The sequence below is a fragment of the Aeromonas intestinalis genome, from assembly GCF_054052485.1.
This window is the reverse complement of sequence record NZ_JBSTYK010000005.1, coordinates 72,508-86,466: the sequence shown is the minus strand read 5'-3', so window position 1 is coordinate 86,466 and position 13,959 is coordinate 72,508. Positions and strand designations below refer to the sequence as shown.

Annotated in this window: 13 protein-coding genes and 2 tRNA genes; 13 read left to right on the top strand and 2 right to left on the bottom strand. The window is 58.5% G+C overall.

Annotation, left to right across the window (positions count from 1 at the left end):
* Positions 1–37: 37 nt before the first annotated feature.
* Both ACW5W7_RS07940 and yhbY read right to left on the bottom strand, forming a co-directional pair.
* Positions 38–631, bottom strand: coding sequence for a PilZ domain-containing protein (locus ACW5W7_RS07940; RefSeq protein WP_456501361.1), 594 nt, complete (start codon positions 629–631; stop codon positions 38–40).
* 108 nt (positions 632–739) lie between these two features.
* On the bottom strand, positions 740–1,036 hold the full coding sequence (gene yhbY / locus ACW5W7_RS07935; protein WP_456501360.1) for a ribosome assembly RNA-binding protein YhbY: 297 nt from the start codon (positions 1,034–1,036) through the stop codon (positions 740–742).
* A 97-nt stretch (positions 1,037–1,133) separates the two neighbouring features.
* Between yhbY and rlmE the strand changes: the two genes are divergently transcribed.
* From rlmE to truB, 13 genes are all read left to right on the top strand, one after another.
* The gene (rlmE, locus tag ACW5W7_RS07930; protein WP_349919173.1) at positions 1,134–1,763 is read left to right on the top strand and encodes a 23S rRNA (uridine(2552)-2'-O)-methyltransferase RlmE; all 630 of its coding nucleotides are present in this window, start codon (positions 1,134–1,136) and stop codon (positions 1,761–1,763) included.
* 45 nt (positions 1,764–1,808) lie between these two features.
* Positions 1,809–3,761, top strand: a complete 1,953-nt coding sequence (ftsH, locus tag ACW5W7_RS07925) for an ATP-dependent zinc metalloprotease FtsH (protein ID WP_349919172.1) — start codon at positions 1,809–1,811, stop codon at positions 3,759–3,761.
* An 83-nt stretch (positions 3,762–3,844) separates the two neighbouring features.
* A complete protein-coding gene (folP, locus tag ACW5W7_RS07920) occupies positions 3,845–4,690 on the top strand; it encodes a dihydropteroate synthase (RefSeq protein WP_456501359.1) in 846 nt (281 codons plus the stop codon).
* Between the two features lie 17 nt (positions 4,691–4,707).
* The gene (glmM, locus tag ACW5W7_RS07915) at positions 4,708–6,042 is read left to right on the top strand and encodes a phosphoglucosamine mutase (protein ID WP_456501358.1); all 1,335 of its coding nucleotides are present in this window, start codon (positions 4,708–4,710) and stop codon (positions 6,040–6,042) included.
* 131 nt (positions 6,043–6,173) lie between these two features.
* Complete coding sequence (gene tpiA / locus ACW5W7_RS07910; protein WP_456501357.1) at positions 6,174–6,938, top strand: triose-phosphate isomerase; 765 nt, start codon at positions 6,174–6,176, stop codon at positions 6,936–6,938.
* A complete protein-coding gene (gene secG / locus ACW5W7_RS07905; RefSeq protein WP_456501356.1) occupies positions 6,939–7,265 on the top strand; it encodes a preprotein translocase subunit SecG in 327 nt (108 codons plus the stop codon).
* A gap of 9 nt (positions 7,266–7,274) precedes the next feature.
* Positions 7,275–7,359 (top strand) — tRNA-Leu (locus ACW5W7_RS07900).
* Between the two features lie 91 nt (positions 7,360–7,450).
* Positions 7,451–7,527: transfer RNA gene (locus ACW5W7_RS07895), tRNA-Met, on the top strand.
* 166 nt (positions 7,528–7,693) lie between these two features.
* Positions 7,694–8,152: a ribosome maturation factor RimP gene (gene rimP, locus ACW5W7_RS07890; protein WP_456501355.1), complete on the top strand. Its 459-nt coding sequence runs from the start codon at positions 7,694–7,696 to the stop codon at positions 8,150–8,152.
* A gap of 14 nt (positions 8,153–8,166) precedes the next feature.
* Positions 8,167–9,669, top strand: a complete 1,503-nt coding sequence (nusA, locus tag ACW5W7_RS07885; protein WP_349919165.1) for a transcription termination factor NusA — start codon at positions 8,167–8,169, stop codon at positions 9,667–9,669.
* Positions 9,670–9,689: 20 nt separating this feature from the next.
* Positions 9,690–12,392 (top strand): translation initiation factor IF-2, encoded by a 2,703-nt coding sequence (gene infB, locus ACW5W7_RS07880; protein WP_349919164.1) that lies wholly within the window; start codon positions 9,690–9,692, stop codon positions 12,390–12,392.
* Between the two features lie 55 nt (positions 12,393–12,447).
* Positions 12,448–12,882 carry a 30S ribosome-binding factor RbfA gene (gene rbfA, locus ACW5W7_RS07875; RefSeq protein ID WP_100861222.1) on the top strand — a complete coding sequence of 145 codons (435 nt, stop codon included), beginning with the start codon at positions 12,448–12,450 and terminating at the stop codon, positions 12,880–12,882.
* Between the two features lies 1 nt (position 12,883).
* Positions 12,884–13,834: a tRNA pseudouridine(55) synthase TruB gene (gene truB, locus ACW5W7_RS07870; RefSeq protein ID WP_456501354.1), complete on the top strand. Its 951-nt coding sequence runs from the start codon at positions 12,884–12,886 to the stop codon at positions 13,832–13,834.
* Positions 13,835–13,959 lie beyond the last annotated feature (125 nt).

Sequence of the window (13,959 nt, the reverse complement as noted above, 5' to 3'; positions counted from 1 at the left end):
CTGACGAAACAGGGGAGCCCGGCTCCCCTGTTTGCATTCACTCCGCCTGATATTCCCGGGTGAAGGCATCCTGGTGACGCAGGAAGATCCAGTCCCGCAGTCGCTCCCTGTCTTCCTGGCCTAGCTGGTACTGCAGCGCCCAATCCTGTCCCGGTCGATGGGACCTTATGGGCCTTATCAGGGTGGCGGTGATCGGCAGAGGAGGGAGGCTTTCGATCAGCAGGATCCCGTCGAAGGTATCGCCCCTGCCAAGGATTGGGGGCAATCCCGTTGCGATGAGGCCACCCACCGAGAGGCTGGGTACTTCATAGGTTCCATCCGCCGTCTGCAAGCTGGCGCTGACATCGAGGCGCCAGGGGCGCAGATGGGCATGGCCCAGCTCGGAGATGGCCGGGGCTGCGATGCGCAGTTCGCCGTGGCCCTCCTCCTGCTCGGTGTTGTAGAGAGGGAAGCGCAACTGATGGCCGGCGATGCGGGCTTCGAGCACCAGGGCGTCGGCACGTTGCAGCAGGCTTTGCAGGGGAGGGTTCAGGTAACCTCGCAGGAACTGGCCGGTGGCCATCTCCTCGGCGTTTCCCAGCTCCCGCAGCATGGCCAGCTCCTCATCGGTGAGGATTGGTTGCTTGTCCATAGAGGTATCCGCAAGTATTCATCGCAGGTTAAGGGCCTGATGACTATTTTGGCAAGCGACTTGGGAAGAAGGGAAAGAAATGAAGGAAAGAGCGAATGCTCTTTCCTGTTACTTGCGCGGTAATTGGATCTTGGGTTCGGTGGCCTGACGGTAGATGGTCAGCACGTGGCCCATGCTCTGTACCTTGGTGGCGCCGGTCTCACGGACGATGGCGTCCATCACCAGCTGTTTCATCTCACGATCTTCAGACGCAACCTTAACCTTGATCAGTTCGTGGTGGGCCAGGGCCAGATCGATCTCGGCCAGCACCCCTTCGGTCAGACCGTGTTGTCCCAGCAGGACGACCGGCTTCAGGCTGTGGGCGAGGCCCTTGAGGTACTGTTTCTGTTTATTGTTGAGAATCATGGCAATTTCTTCATAAGTCAGGGTTGAAAGGGGCGTATTCTACCCCCACTTAGCCCTTAATACTAATAGCCCTTGTGGTTTTTTAAAGTCGACAATCATGACCCAGAAAAAGCATTCCCCGAGTTCAACCCGCTGGTTAAAAGAGCATTTTGACGATCAATACGTCAAAAAAGCCCAGAAATTGGGATTGCGTTCCCGCGCCGTGTTCAAGATTGACGAGATCCAGGGCAAGGACAGGCTGCTCAAGTCGGGTATGACGGTGGTGGATCTCGGGGCGGCCCCCGGTGGCTGGTCCCAGTTCGCCATCGATCAGGTGGGTGACAACGGACGAGTGATCGCTTGTGACATTCTGCCGATGGATTCCATCGCCGGTGTCGATTTCCTGCAAGGGGACTTTCGGGAGGAAACTGTACTCGGCGCCTTGCTGGAACGTGTAGGCCCGAACAAGGTGGATGTGGTGATGTCCGATATGGCTCCCAACATGAGTGGCACCCAGCAGGTCGACCAGGCCCGTTCCATGTATCTGGTCGAACTGGCGCTGGACATGTGCAACCAGGTGCTGCGCACCAACGGCAGTTTCGTGGTCAAGGTGTTCCAGGGAGAGGGATTTGATGCCTATCTCAATGAAATCCGTAAACTTTTTACTGCCGTCAAGATTCGAAAACCCGACTCGTCCCGTGCCCGTTCACGAGAAGTCTACATTGTGGCTACCGGTTTTAAACTGTAGTACCCTAACCCTCATCGTTAACTGTCAGTCTGCGAGGTCATTGATTTGAGTGACATGGCGAAAAACCTAATCCTGTGGCTGGTCATCGCCGTCGTGTTGATGTCGGTGTTCAATAGCTTCAGCCCCAGCGATACCAACAGTCGCCAGCTGGACTATTCCAGCTTCGTTAAAGAAGTGACCCAAGAGCAGATCCGTGAAGTGCGGATGGATGGCAAGGTCATTAATGGCGTCAAGCGCACCGGTGAACGTTTCACGACCATTATCCCGGCGCCGGATCCCCAATTGCTCAACGACATGCTCAACCACAACGTCAAAGTCGTGGGTGAGAAGCCGGAAGAGCCGTCTCTGATCACGTCCATTCTCATCTCCTGGTTCCCGATGCTGTTGCTGATCGGTGTCTGGGTCTTCTTCATGCGTCAGATGCAGGGCGGCGGTGGCAAGGGTGCCATGTCGTTCGGCAAGAGCAAGGCTCGCCTGATGAGTGAAGATCAGATCAAGACCACCTTCGTCGACGTCGCCGGTTGTGACGAAGCCAAGGAAGAGGTGAAGGAGCTGGTCGACTATCTGCGTGATCCGACCAAATTCCAGAAGCTGGGCGGCAAGATCCCTACCGGCGTGTTGCTGGTCGGCCCACCCGGTACCGGTAAGACCCTGCTGGCCAAGGCCATCGCGGGTGAGGCCAAGGTGCCCTTCTTCACCATCTCCGGCTCCGATTTCGTCGAGATGTTCGTGGGTGTGGGTGCTTCCCGGGTGCGTGACATGTTCGAGCAGGCCAAGAAGTCCTCTCCCTGCATCATCTTCATCGATGAGATCGATGCGGTCGGTCGCCAGCGTGGCGCCGGTCTCGGCGGTGGTCACGATGAACGTGAGCAGACCCTGAACCAGATGCTGGTCGAGATGGATGGTTTTGAAGGCAACGAAGGCGTCATCGTCATCGCCGCGACCAACCGTCCCGATGTACTGGACCCTGCACTGCTGCGTCCGGGCCGTTTCGACCGTCAGGTCGTGGTCGGTCTGCCGGATGTCCGTGGTCGTGAGCAGATCCTGAAGGTGCATATGCGCAAGGTTCCCTTGGCGGATGACGTCAATGCAGCCCTGATCGCTCGCGGTACCCCGGGCTTCTCTGGTGCTGATCTGGCCAACCTGGTCAACGAAGCCGCCCTGTTCTCTGCCCGTGAGAGCCGCCGCGTCGTCTCCATGAGCGAGTTCGAGAAGGCCAAGGACAAGATCATGATGGGGGCGGAACGTCGCTCCATGGTGATGAAGGAGTCCGAGAAGGAGATGACGGCTTACCACGAGGCGGGTCACGCCATCATTGGTCGCGTCGTCCCGGATCACGATCCCGTTTACAAGGTCTCCATCATCCCGCGTGGTCGCGCCCTGGGTGTGACCATGTACCTGCCCGAGCAGGATCGCTGGAGCCACTCCAAGCAGCACCTTGAGTCCATGATCTCCAGCCTGTACGGCGGCCGTCTGGCGGAAGAGCTGATCTACGGTGCCGAAAAGGTATCGACCGGCGCGTCCAACGACATCGAACGTGCCACCGACATCGCTCGCAAGATGGTGACCCAGTGGGGCATGTCCGAGCGTCTGGGGCCCATGCTCTATGCGGAAGAGGACGGTGAAGTCTTCCTCGGTCGCAGCATGGCCAAGGCCAAGCACATGTCCGACGACACCGCTCGCATCATCGATGCGGAGGTCAAGCAGGTCATCGATCGCAACTACGACCGTGCCAAGCAGATCCTGCTGGACAACATGGACGTGCTGCACACCATGAAAGATGCGCTGATGAAGTACGAGACCATCGATGCCAAGCAGATCGACGATCTGATGGCCCGTCGCGAGGTCCGTGCTCCCAGCAACTGGCACGATGAACACGGTGATACCCCGCAAGGTGGCGCCAGCGTGAGCAGCGAGCCGGAAGCGAAAGCTCAGGCCGATGACAGCAGCGCTCCGCTGACTGACATCGACAAGGCGAACGACGTGCCAGCCAAATAAGTCGTGATCATCCAAACCCCGGGCTTGCCCGGGGTTTTTCTTTATACGGACATGCGTGATTTTCTCAGCAGATGGAAGTGAAGATGCAATTGAGCAGCAAAGGGTGCAGTCTTTCCCTCGAACGCCCCCATGTGATGGGGATCCTCAACGTGACACCGGATTCCTTCTCCGATGGCGGTCGTTTCAATCAGGTGGATCTGGCCTTGAGCCGTGTGCGCCAGATGATGGCGGAGGGGGCGACCATCATCGATATCGGCGGTGAATCGACTCGCCCAGGCGCACCCGATGTGAGTGACCAGGAGGAGCTGGACCGGGTGATCCCCGTGGTCGAGCGGATAGTGCAAGAGCTGGAGGTGATGATCTCCCTCGATACCTCCAAGGCCGTGGTGATGAGAGAGGGCTGCGCCGCAGGGGCACACCTCATCAACGACGTGCGAGCCTTGCTGGAGCCGGGAGCCCTGGTTGCAGCAGCGGAGGCTGATGTACCCGTCTGCCTCATGCATATGCAGGGGCAGCCGCGCACCATGCAGGCCGAACCTCACTACGATGATCTGCTGGGGGAGGTGAGGGCTTTTTTTGACGAGCGCATCGCGACTTGCCTTGCGGCGGGGATCAAGCGTGAGCATCTGCTGCTGGACCCCGGTTACGGCTTTGGCAAGACGCTGGCCCACAACTATCAACTGCTGGCGGATCAGCACAAGTTGCTCGATTACAATCTGCCGCTCTTGGTGGGGATGTCGCGAAAGTCTATGATAGGCAATCTGCTCGGCTGCCCGGTCGATGAACGGCTGGCGGGCAGTTTGGCCTGTGCCCTTATCGGGTTGCAACAGGGTGCCAGGATCATCCGGGTACACGATGTACGCGCCACCATGGACGCGCTGCGCGTGGGCTGGATGACCATGACGGGACAAGATTTCGTATCCAAATAAGAAAAAGAGAACAGACAATGACCAGAAAGTACTTCGGCACCGATGGCGTGCGCGGCAAGGTGGGTGAATACCCCATTACCCCGGATTTCGTGATGAAGCTGGGCTGGGCTGCCGGCAAGGTGCTCTCCAAGAAGGGCACCAAGAAGGTGCTGATCGGCAAGGACACCCGGATCTCCGGTTACATGCTGGAATCGGCGCTGGAAGCGGGACTCTCCGCCGCCGGTCTTAAGGCCATATTGATGGGCCCCATGCCGACCCCGGCGGTGGCCTATCTGACCCGTACCTTCCGTGCCGAGGCCGGTATCGTCATCAGTGCCTCCCATAATCCCTATTACGACAACGGCATCAAGTTTTTCTCCGCCGACGGCACCAAGCTGCCCGATGACGTCGAGCTTGCCATCGAGGCCGAGCTGGATCACGAGCTCAAGTGCGTGGAGTCGGCCGAGCTCGGCAAGGCCCAGCGCATCGACGATGCCGCCGGTCGCTACATCGAGTTCTGCAAGAGCACCTTCCCCAGCCATCTGAGCCTGGAAGGGTTGAAGATGGTGGTGGATTGCGGCCATGGTGCCACTTATCACATCGCTCCCTCCGTGTTTCGTGAGCTGGGGGCCGAAGTGATCGCCATCGGTTGCAGCCCGGATGGTCTCAATATCAATGACGGTGTCGGCTCCACCGCTCCTGAGGCGCTGGCTGCCAAGGTGCTGGAGTGCAAGGCCGATCTCGGTGTCGCCTTCGACGGTGACGGCGACCGCCTGGTGATGGTGGACAACACCGGCTATATCATCGACGGGGACGAGATCCTCTACATCATCGCTCGCGACGCCCTGCGCAACGGTCGTCTCAAGGGGGGCGTGGTTGGTACCCTGATGGCCAACATGGGGTTGGAGCTGGCGTTGCAGACTCTCGGCATCCCCTTCGCCCGTGCCAAGGTGGGCGACCGCTACGTGCTGGAGATGATGAGCGAGAAGGGCTGGCGGATTGGCGGCGAGAACTCCGGTCACATCATCTGCCTGGATCAGACCACCACCGGCGACGGCATCGTCGCGGCACTGCAGGTACTCACTGCCATCTGCACCGCCGAAATGCCGCTGGCCAAGTTGCGCTCCGGCATGAGCAAGTTCCCGCAGGTGCTGGTCAATGTACGTTTTGCCGAGGGCAAGGATCCGCTGACGGCCGACGCCGTGCAGCAGGAAGTGGCCAAGGTGGAACAGGAACTGGCTGGTCGTGGTCGTGTCTTGCTGCGTAAATCCGGCACCGAGCCCCTGATCCGGGTGATGGTGGAAGGTGAGCACGAGCAGCAGGTTCTGGATATGGCGAATCGCATCGCCAAACAGGTCGAATCGGCTTTTTAATGAGCATTAAGGGCGGCTTTTTAGCCGCTCTGTTCGTATCTTGTTCAAACGATTCGAAAATTTGAAAATAGCACTTGTCAGCTGAGCATCCTCTGGATATTATCAGCCCCGCTTTCGCAAGGGAGTTGCCGATGGGACATCGCAAGCCGTTTGTAGCAGCCAATTGGAAGTTGCACGGTAGTAGATCGCAGTTAGAGCAGTTTACGAGTCAGTGCCTTCAAGGCATGGATGAAGAAGTAGACGTGGTCTTGTGTCCATCCCATGTGCATCTCGACTTCACAGCCGCACTGCTCAATGAGCAGAAGGTAATGAAGTTGGGGGCTCAGAATGTGAGTCAGCACCAGTCGGGCGCTTATACGGGTGAAGTCTCGTGTGAGATGCTGATTGAGGCAGGATGTCGCTACGTATTGGTGGGGCATTCCGAGCGCAGGCGTCTCTTTGGTGAGACCAGTTTTATCGTCGCGGAGAAGTTTGCGGCAGCCAGAGCGGCAGGCTTGATCCCCATCCTCTGTTTGGGGGAGTCAGGTGCGGCGAGGCAGGCGAGAAGAACCTTTGAGGTGATCGCCGAAGAGCTGGATATCGTCATAGAGAAAAATGGCGCGATGGCTTTCGATAATGCTATCATCGCCTACGAGCCGATTTGGGCTGTAGGTACAGGTAAATGCGCCACACCCGAGCAGGCACAAGAGGTTCATTCCTTTATACGCGGTCGCTTGGCGGAGGATACTCCGGTAATAGGTGAGAAAGTCAGAATCATCTATGGTGGGAGCATGACACCGGCCAATGCACGGGATTTGTTTGCCCAGCCTGATATAGACGGTGGTCTGATCGGCGGAGCGAGTCTCGATGACAAGGCGTTTTTAGGAATTGTTGAAGCGGCAAAGGGTGCAAGTTAAATGTACGAGATTCTTTTAGTCGTTTATCTGCTGGTATCGCTGGCCCTGATTGGCCTGGTGATGATTCAGCAAGGTAAAGGGGCTGATATGGGCGCCTCCTTCGGCGCAGGGGCATCGAATACTGTATTCGGCTCCGGTGGTTCAGGCAGTTTCCTGACCCGCACAACTGCAATTTTGGCGACTCTGTTCTTTTTGATTAGCCTGGTGCTCGGATCCATGTCCAGCAACAAGGTAAAACAGGGTAGCGAGTGGGAAAATCTGCAACATACTCAACAAGTTGAGCAGACCAAAGCGCCAGTGAAGAAAGATACTGACGTTCCCGAATAAAGAGTTTTTGCCGTGGTGGTGGAATTGGTAGACACGCTATCTTGAGGGGGTAGTGCTCTAGGGTGTGCGGGTTCGAGTCCCGCCCACGGCACCAATTAAGCAGTGAACCCGGGTAACCGGGGTGTTATAGCCAGTCAGTCTTGTGTGACGAGAATGAAGTGGCTATAATCTCGCACGATTTCGGACGCGGGGTGGAGCAGCATGGTAGCTCGTCGGGCTCATAACCCGAAGGTCGTCGGTTCAAATCCGGCCCCCGCAACCAAATTTCACGCATTTCCTACGCTCAGGAAGGCGGTCGCTGCGAGGCGACAATCAGGGTAACGCGCCAAGCCCCGATTTGACATCGGGGCTTTTTGTTATGTGCAATTTACTCTGAATCGATCTCTATCTGGGCTATATGCCCTTTTTTTGTTTTTCGGAGGGTGACTTTGGCTACGTTGGAACAACGTTTGACCGATCTGCTCGAGGCTCCTGTCGTTGCCTTGGGTTTCGAATTGTGGGGTGTCGAGTTTATCCGTGCGGGTAAACACTCGACCCTGCGCGTTTTCATCGACAGCGAACAAGGCGTGACGGTTGAAAACTGTGCCGAGGTGAGCCACCAGGTAGGTGCCATCATGGACGTTGAAGATCCCATCACCGAGGAGTATTACCTTGAGGTTTCTTCTCCCGGTCTGGATCGCCCCCTGTTCAAGGTCGCCCAGTTCGAAAAATACGTTGGCCAAGAGGCGGCGGTTTCGCTTCGGATGGCAACAAACAACCGCCGCAAGTTCAAAGGCGTAATCAAAGCTGTGCAGGGGGACATGATCACCCTGACGGTAGATGGTAAGGACGAGGTGTTGGCTTTCACCAATATCCAAAAAGCGAACATAGTGCCGAACTTTGGTTAACGAGGCTATCGGATATGAATAAAGAGATTTTGCTGGTCGTTGACGCTGTGTCCAACGAGAAAGCGGTTCCCCGTGAGAAGATTTTCCAGGCTCTGGAGACGGCGCTGGCGACTGCGACCAAGAAAAAATACGAAGGCGAGATTGAAGTTCGCGTCGAGATCGATCGCAAGACCGGTGACTACGACACCTATCGCCGTTGGGTCGTCATCGCCGATCAGGCCGCGATGGAGAACCCTTACGCCGAGATCACCCTGGAAGCCGCTCAGATTGAGCAGCCGGAAATCCAGATCGGCGAGTACGTAGAAGATCAGATTGACTCTGTCACCTTCGACCGTATCACCACCCAGACCGCCAAGCAGGTCATCGTGCAGAAAGTGCGCGAAGCCGAGCGCTCCCAAGTCGTTGACCAGTTCAAGGACAAGGAAGGTACCATCATCAGCGGTGTGGTCAAGAAGAGCAACCGTGACAACGTGATCCTGGACTTGGGCAGCAATGCCGAGGCGGTGATCTTCCGTGACGACATGCTGCCGCGCGAGACTTTCCGTCCGGGCGACCGCATCCGTGGTCTGCTCTATGCCGTCCGCCCGGAGGCCCGTGGCTCCCAGCTGTTCGTCAGCCGTTCCAGCCCGGACTTCCTCAAAGAGCTGTTCCGCATCGAAGTGCCGGAGATCGGTGAAGAGATGATCGAAATCATGGGCGCCGCCCGTGACCCGGGTTCCCGCGCCAAGATCGCGGTCAAGACCAACGATCGTCGCATCGACCCGATCGGCGCCTGCATCGGCATGCGCGGTGCCCGCGTGCAAGCCGTCTCTGCCGAGCTGAGCGGTGAGCGTGCCGACATCGTGCTGTACGATGACAACCCCGCTCAATACGTGATCAATGCCATGGCGCCTGCCGATGTGGCCTCCATCATCGTCGATGAAGACAACCACACCATGGACATCGCCGTGGAAGCCGCGAACCTGGCCCAGGCCATCGGTCGCAACGGTCAGAACGTGCGTCTGGCCTCCCAGCTGACCGGTTGGGAGCTGAACGTCATGACCGTCGAGGACATGCGTGCCAAGCACCAGGCCGAGAACGATCGCATCCTGACCCTGTTCACCAGCGCTCTCGACATCGACGACGATTTCGCCAGCCTGCTGATGGAAGAAGGTTTCTCCACTCTGGAAGAGATCGCCTTCGTCCCGGTCAACGAGCTGCTGGCCATCGACGGTCTGGATGAAGACATGGTCGAAGAGCTGCGCAAGCGTGCCAAGGATGTGTTGACCACCAAGGCCCTGGCCAAAGAAGAGTCCTTCGAAGGCGTCGAGCCGTCCGAAGACCTGCTCAATCTGGCCGGCCTGAGCCGTGATCTGGCCTATGCCCTGGCGGCTCGCGGTGTGGGTACCCTGGAAGATTTGGCAGAGCAAGGTATTGATGACCTTGCCGACATTGAAGAGCTGACCGCCGAGAAGGCAGGTGAGTTGATTATGGCTGCTCGCAATATCTGTTGGTTCGGAGAAGAGCAGTCTAGTTAAGATCAAACGGAGGAAAATGAATGGCAGAAGTATCAGTCAAACAACTTGCCAGTGACATCGACACGCCGGTTGATCGTCTTCTCCAGCAGTTCGCCGATGCCGGTATCGTTAAGAGCAAGGCCGACGACATGATCAGCGAGTCTGAGAAACAGACTCTGCTGGCTCATCTGAAGAAACAGCATGGAGGTGACGAGATCACCGCGCCTGCCCGCATGACCTTGCAGCGCAAGACCAAGAGCACCCTGAGTGTTCAGGGGACTGGCGGCAAGAACAAAGAAGTGCAGGTAGAAGTACGCAAGACTCGCACCTATGTAAAACGCTCGGCGCTGGAAGATGAACAGCGTCAGGCGGAAGCCGAGGAAAAAGCGCGTTTGGAAGCAGAAGAAAAAGCTCGCCACGAGGCCGAAGAGAAGGCTCGTCGCGAGGCTGAGGAGAAGGCTCGCCGTGAGGCTGAGCAGGCTCGTCGTGAAGCTGAGGAAAAGGCGCGGATCGAGGCACAACAGAAGGCCGGACGGGCTCAACAGCCCGTCAAAGCAGCCGTTAGCACAGCTCAGCAAGAGGCAGAAAAGATGGCCAAGCGCGAAGCAGAAGAACTGAAGCGCCAGCAAGAACAGGCAGCCTTGACCAAGGCTGAAGAACTCGCCGCCAAGAAAGCCGAAGAGGCTCGCATCATGGCGGAACAGAATGCCGGCCGTTGGGCCGAGGAAGAAGCCGCTCGTGCCAAGGAGAGCAGCGACTACCATCTGACCACCAACAAGCACGCGCAAGCGGCTGAGGATGAGTTGGATCGCAAAGAAGAGACCAGCCGTCGTACCGCCGCCGCCGCCAAGGGACCGAAGAAAGTCGGTCGCCGTGACGACGATCGCAACGATCGCAACTCCCGTGACCCGCGCGCTCGCAAGGGCAAGCGTGGCAAGGTTGCCATGCCCAACGCCATGAAGCACGGCTTCAACAAGCCGGCTGCCGTGGTGAACCGCGACGTGGTGATCGGTGAAACCATCACTGTGGCCGAGCTGGCCAACAAGATGGCCGTCAAGGGCGTCGAAGTCATCAAGGTGATGATGAAGATGGGTGCCATGGCCACCATCAACCAGGTCATCGACCAGGAAACCGCTCAGCTGGTTGCCGAGGAGATGGGCCACAAGGTGGTGCTGCGCCGTGAGAACGAGCTGGAAGAGGCGGTACTGTCCGATCGTGACGAGACCTCCGAAGCCAAGCCGCGCGCGCCGGTCGTGACCATCATGGGTCACGTTGACCACGGCAAGACCTCGCTGCTGGATTACATCCGCAAAGCCAAGGTCGCCGCAGGGGAAGCCGGTGGCATTACCCAGCATATCGGTGCTTATCACGTCGAAACCGAAAGCGGCATGATCACCTTCCTGGATACTCCGGGTCACGCAGCCTTTACCTCCATGCGTGCTCGTGGTGCCCAGGCGACCGATATCGTGGTGCTGGTCGTGGCAGCCGATGACGGCGTCATGCCGCAGACCATCGAAGCCATCCAGCACGCCAAGGCGGCCGGTGTGCCCCTGGTGGTCGCGGTCAACAAGATCGACAAGCCGGAAGCAGATCCGGATCGCGTCAAAACCGAGTTGGCCCGTTACAACGTCATGTCCGAAGACTGGGGTGGCGATTGCCAGTTCGTCCATGTCTCCGCCAAGTCTGGCGAGGGCATCGATGAGCTGCTGGAAGCCATCCTGATCCAGGCCGAAGTTCTGGAGCTGAAAGCGGTGTTCGATGGCATGGCCAACGGCGTCGTGATCGAGTCCTTCCTGGACAAGGGTCGTGGTCCGGTTGCCACCGTACTGGTACAAGAAGGTACTCTGCGTCAGGGCGACATCGTCTTGTGCGGTCTGGAATACGGTCGTGTCCGCGCCATGCGTGACGAACTGGGTCGCGAGATCAAGGAAGCGGGCCCGTCCCTGCCGGTGGAAATCCTCGGCCTGTCCGGCGTTCCCTCTGCCGGTGACGAAGCCACCGTCGTGCGTGACGAGAAGAAAGCCCGTGAAGTGGCCCTCTATCGTCAGGGCAAGTTCCGCGAAGTCAAGCTGGCTCGCCAGCAGAAGGCCAAGCTGGAGAACATGTTCGCCAACATGACCGAAGGCGAAGTGTCCGAAGTGAACGTGGTGATCAAGGCCGACGTACAGGGTTCCGTGGAAGCGATCTGCGATGCGCTGGTCAAGCTCTCCACCGACGAGGTCAAGGTCAAGATCGTGGGTTCCGGCGTGGGTGGTATCACCGAAACCGACGCGACCCTGGCTGCCGCCTCCAGCGCCATTCTGGTGGGCTTCAACGTCCGTGCCGACGCCTCCGCGCGCAAGGTCATCGATGCCGAGAGCCTGGATCTGCGTTACTACTCCGTCATCTATGACCTGATCGACGAAGTGAAGCAGGCCATGAGCGGCATGCTGGCCCCTGAGTATCGTCAGGAGATCATCGGTCTGGCTGAAGTGCGTAGCGTCTTCAAGTCACCGAAGTTCGGCGCCGTTGCCGGATGTATGGTCACCGAGGGTGTGGTCAAGCGTTCCAACCGTATTCGCGTTCTGCGTGACAACGTGGTTATCTATGAAGGCGAGCTGGAATCCCTGCGTCGCTTCAAGGATGACGTCAACGAGGTCCGCAACGGTTACGAGTGTGGTATCGCGGTCAAGAACTACAACGACGTACGCGAAGGCGACCAGATCGAAGTTTACGAGACCGTTGAAATCCAGCGGACTCTGTAAGCCGAGCGTGAATCAAAATAGGGGGCCACGGCCCCCTTTTATCGCAGGATAGAATATGGCCAGAGAATTCAGCCGGACCCGTCGGGTCGGGCAGCAGATCCAGCGTGAAATCGCGCTGATCCTGCAGCGCGAGGTGAAAGACCCGCGTATCGGCATGGTGACCGTTTCCGATGTGGAAGTGTCCAAGGACCTGAACTATGCCAAGATTTACGTCACCTTCCTGCAGCTGGAGAATGACGCCGAGCGCATCGCGGAAGGACTCAAGGGCCTGACCGAGGCCGCTGGCTACATCCGCAGCCTGCTGGGCAGCGCCATGCGTCTGCGGGTGGTGCCGGAGCTGCGTTTCTACTACGACCAGACCCTGGTCGAGGGGATGCGCCTCTCCAACCTGGTGACCAACACTGTGCGTGAAGACAAGCGTCGCATGACCGAAGCCGGCCGTGACGAAGACGAAGCCGCACCGGATGATACTACTGAGGACAAAGCCTGAGATGTCTCGAAGACGTCGTTTCAAGGGCCGTGACGTACACGGTATCCTGCTGCTGGACAAACCCACCGGCCTGACCTCCAACGATGTGTTGCAGAAGGTCAAGCGCATCTACAATGCCGCCAAGGCCGGCCACACCGGTGCCCTGGACCCCCTGGCGACCGGCATGCTGCCGATCTGCCTGGGTGAGGCGACCAAGTTCTCCCAGTATCTGCTGGAGGCGGACAAGCGCTATGAGGTGACCGCCAAGCTCGGCGAGCGCACCAACACCAGCGACTCCGACGGCGAAGTGGTCTCCACTCGTCCGGTGAACGTGGCCGTGGGTACCCTGATCGAGGCGCTGGACCAGTTCCGCGGCCCCATCATGCAGGTGCCGTCCATGTACTCCGCGCTCAAGCACAACGGTCGTCCGCTCTACGAGTACGCCCGTGAAGGCATCGAGATCGAGCGCGAAGCCCGCCCCATCACCGTCTTCGATCTCAAGTTGCTGAGCTTCGAAGGGGATGAGGTGCGCCTCGAGGTGCATTGCAGCAAGGGGACCTACATCCGCTCCCTGGTGGATGACCTTGGCGAGGTGCTGGGTTGTGGCGCGCACGTCACCCAGTTGCGCCGTACCCAGGTTGCAACCTATCCCTATGATCGGATGCTGACCCTGGATCAGCTCGAGTGCATCTTCGAGCAGGCCAAGACCGAGAGCATTCCTCCGCGTGAACAGCTCGATCCCCTGCTGCTGCCGATGGATACCGCCGTGGCGTCCCTGCCCGAGGTGAACATGCTGGCCGCGGTTGCCGCCTATGTGAACCAGGGCCAGGCCGTGCAGGTCGCAGGCGCGCCGCAGAGCGGTCAGGTCCGCATGACGGTGGGTCCGGAGCGCGAGTTCATCGGAGTGGGTGAAATCGACGACGACGGTCGCGTGGCGCCCAAGCGTCTGGTGCGCTACCACGACGAAGAGTGATCCTTGATCCTCAACACCGGTTCGAGGTCTGACGACAGGCCGTGAACCGGGTTTGGGCGGTATTGGCGGCTTGCAGGCATTCATCTTGCTGCTTGCCGCGCTTTCTCGTTGCGAAAGCGAGCGGG

Coding starts and splice junctions, on each gene's coding strand:
- ACW5W7_RS07940 (WP_456501361.1), bottom strand. CDS start 631: ATGGACAAGCAACCAATCCTCACCGATGAGGAGCTGGCCATGCTGCGG.
- yhbY (WP_456501360.1), bottom strand. CDS start 1,036: ATGATTCTCAACAATAAACAGAAACAGTACCTCAAGGGCCTCGCCCAC.
- rlmE (WP_349919173.1), top strand. CDS start 1,134: ATGACCCAGAAAAAGCATTCCCCGAGTTCAACCCGCTGGTTAAAAGAG.
- folP (WP_456501359.1), top strand. CDS start 3,845: ATGCAATTGAGCAGCAAAGGGTGCAGTCTTTCCCTCGAACGCCCCCAT.
- glmM (WP_456501358.1), top strand. CDS start 4,708: ATGACCAGAAAGTACTTCGGCACCGATGGCGTGCGCGGCAAGGTGGGT.
- tpiA (WP_456501357.1), top strand. CDS start 6,174: ATGGGACATCGCAAGCCGTTTGTAGCAGCCAATTGGAAGTTGCACGGT.
- secG (WP_456501356.1), top strand. CDS start 6,939: ATGTACGAGATTCTTTTAGTCGTTTATCTGCTGGTATCGCTGGCCCTG.
- nusA (WP_349919165.1), top strand. CDS start 8,167: ATGAATAAAGAGATTTTGCTGGTCGTTGACGCTGTGTCCAACGAGAAA.
- infB (WP_349919164.1), top strand. CDS start 9,690: ATGGCAGAAGTATCAGTCAAACAACTTGCCAGTGACATCGACACGCCG.
- rbfA (WP_100861222.1), top strand. CDS start 12,448: ATGGCCAGAGAATTCAGCCGGACCCGTCGGGTCGGGCAGCAGATCCAG.
- truB (WP_456501354.1), top strand. CDS start 12,884: ATGTCTCGAAGACGTCGTTTCAAGGGCCGTGACGTACACGGTATCCTG.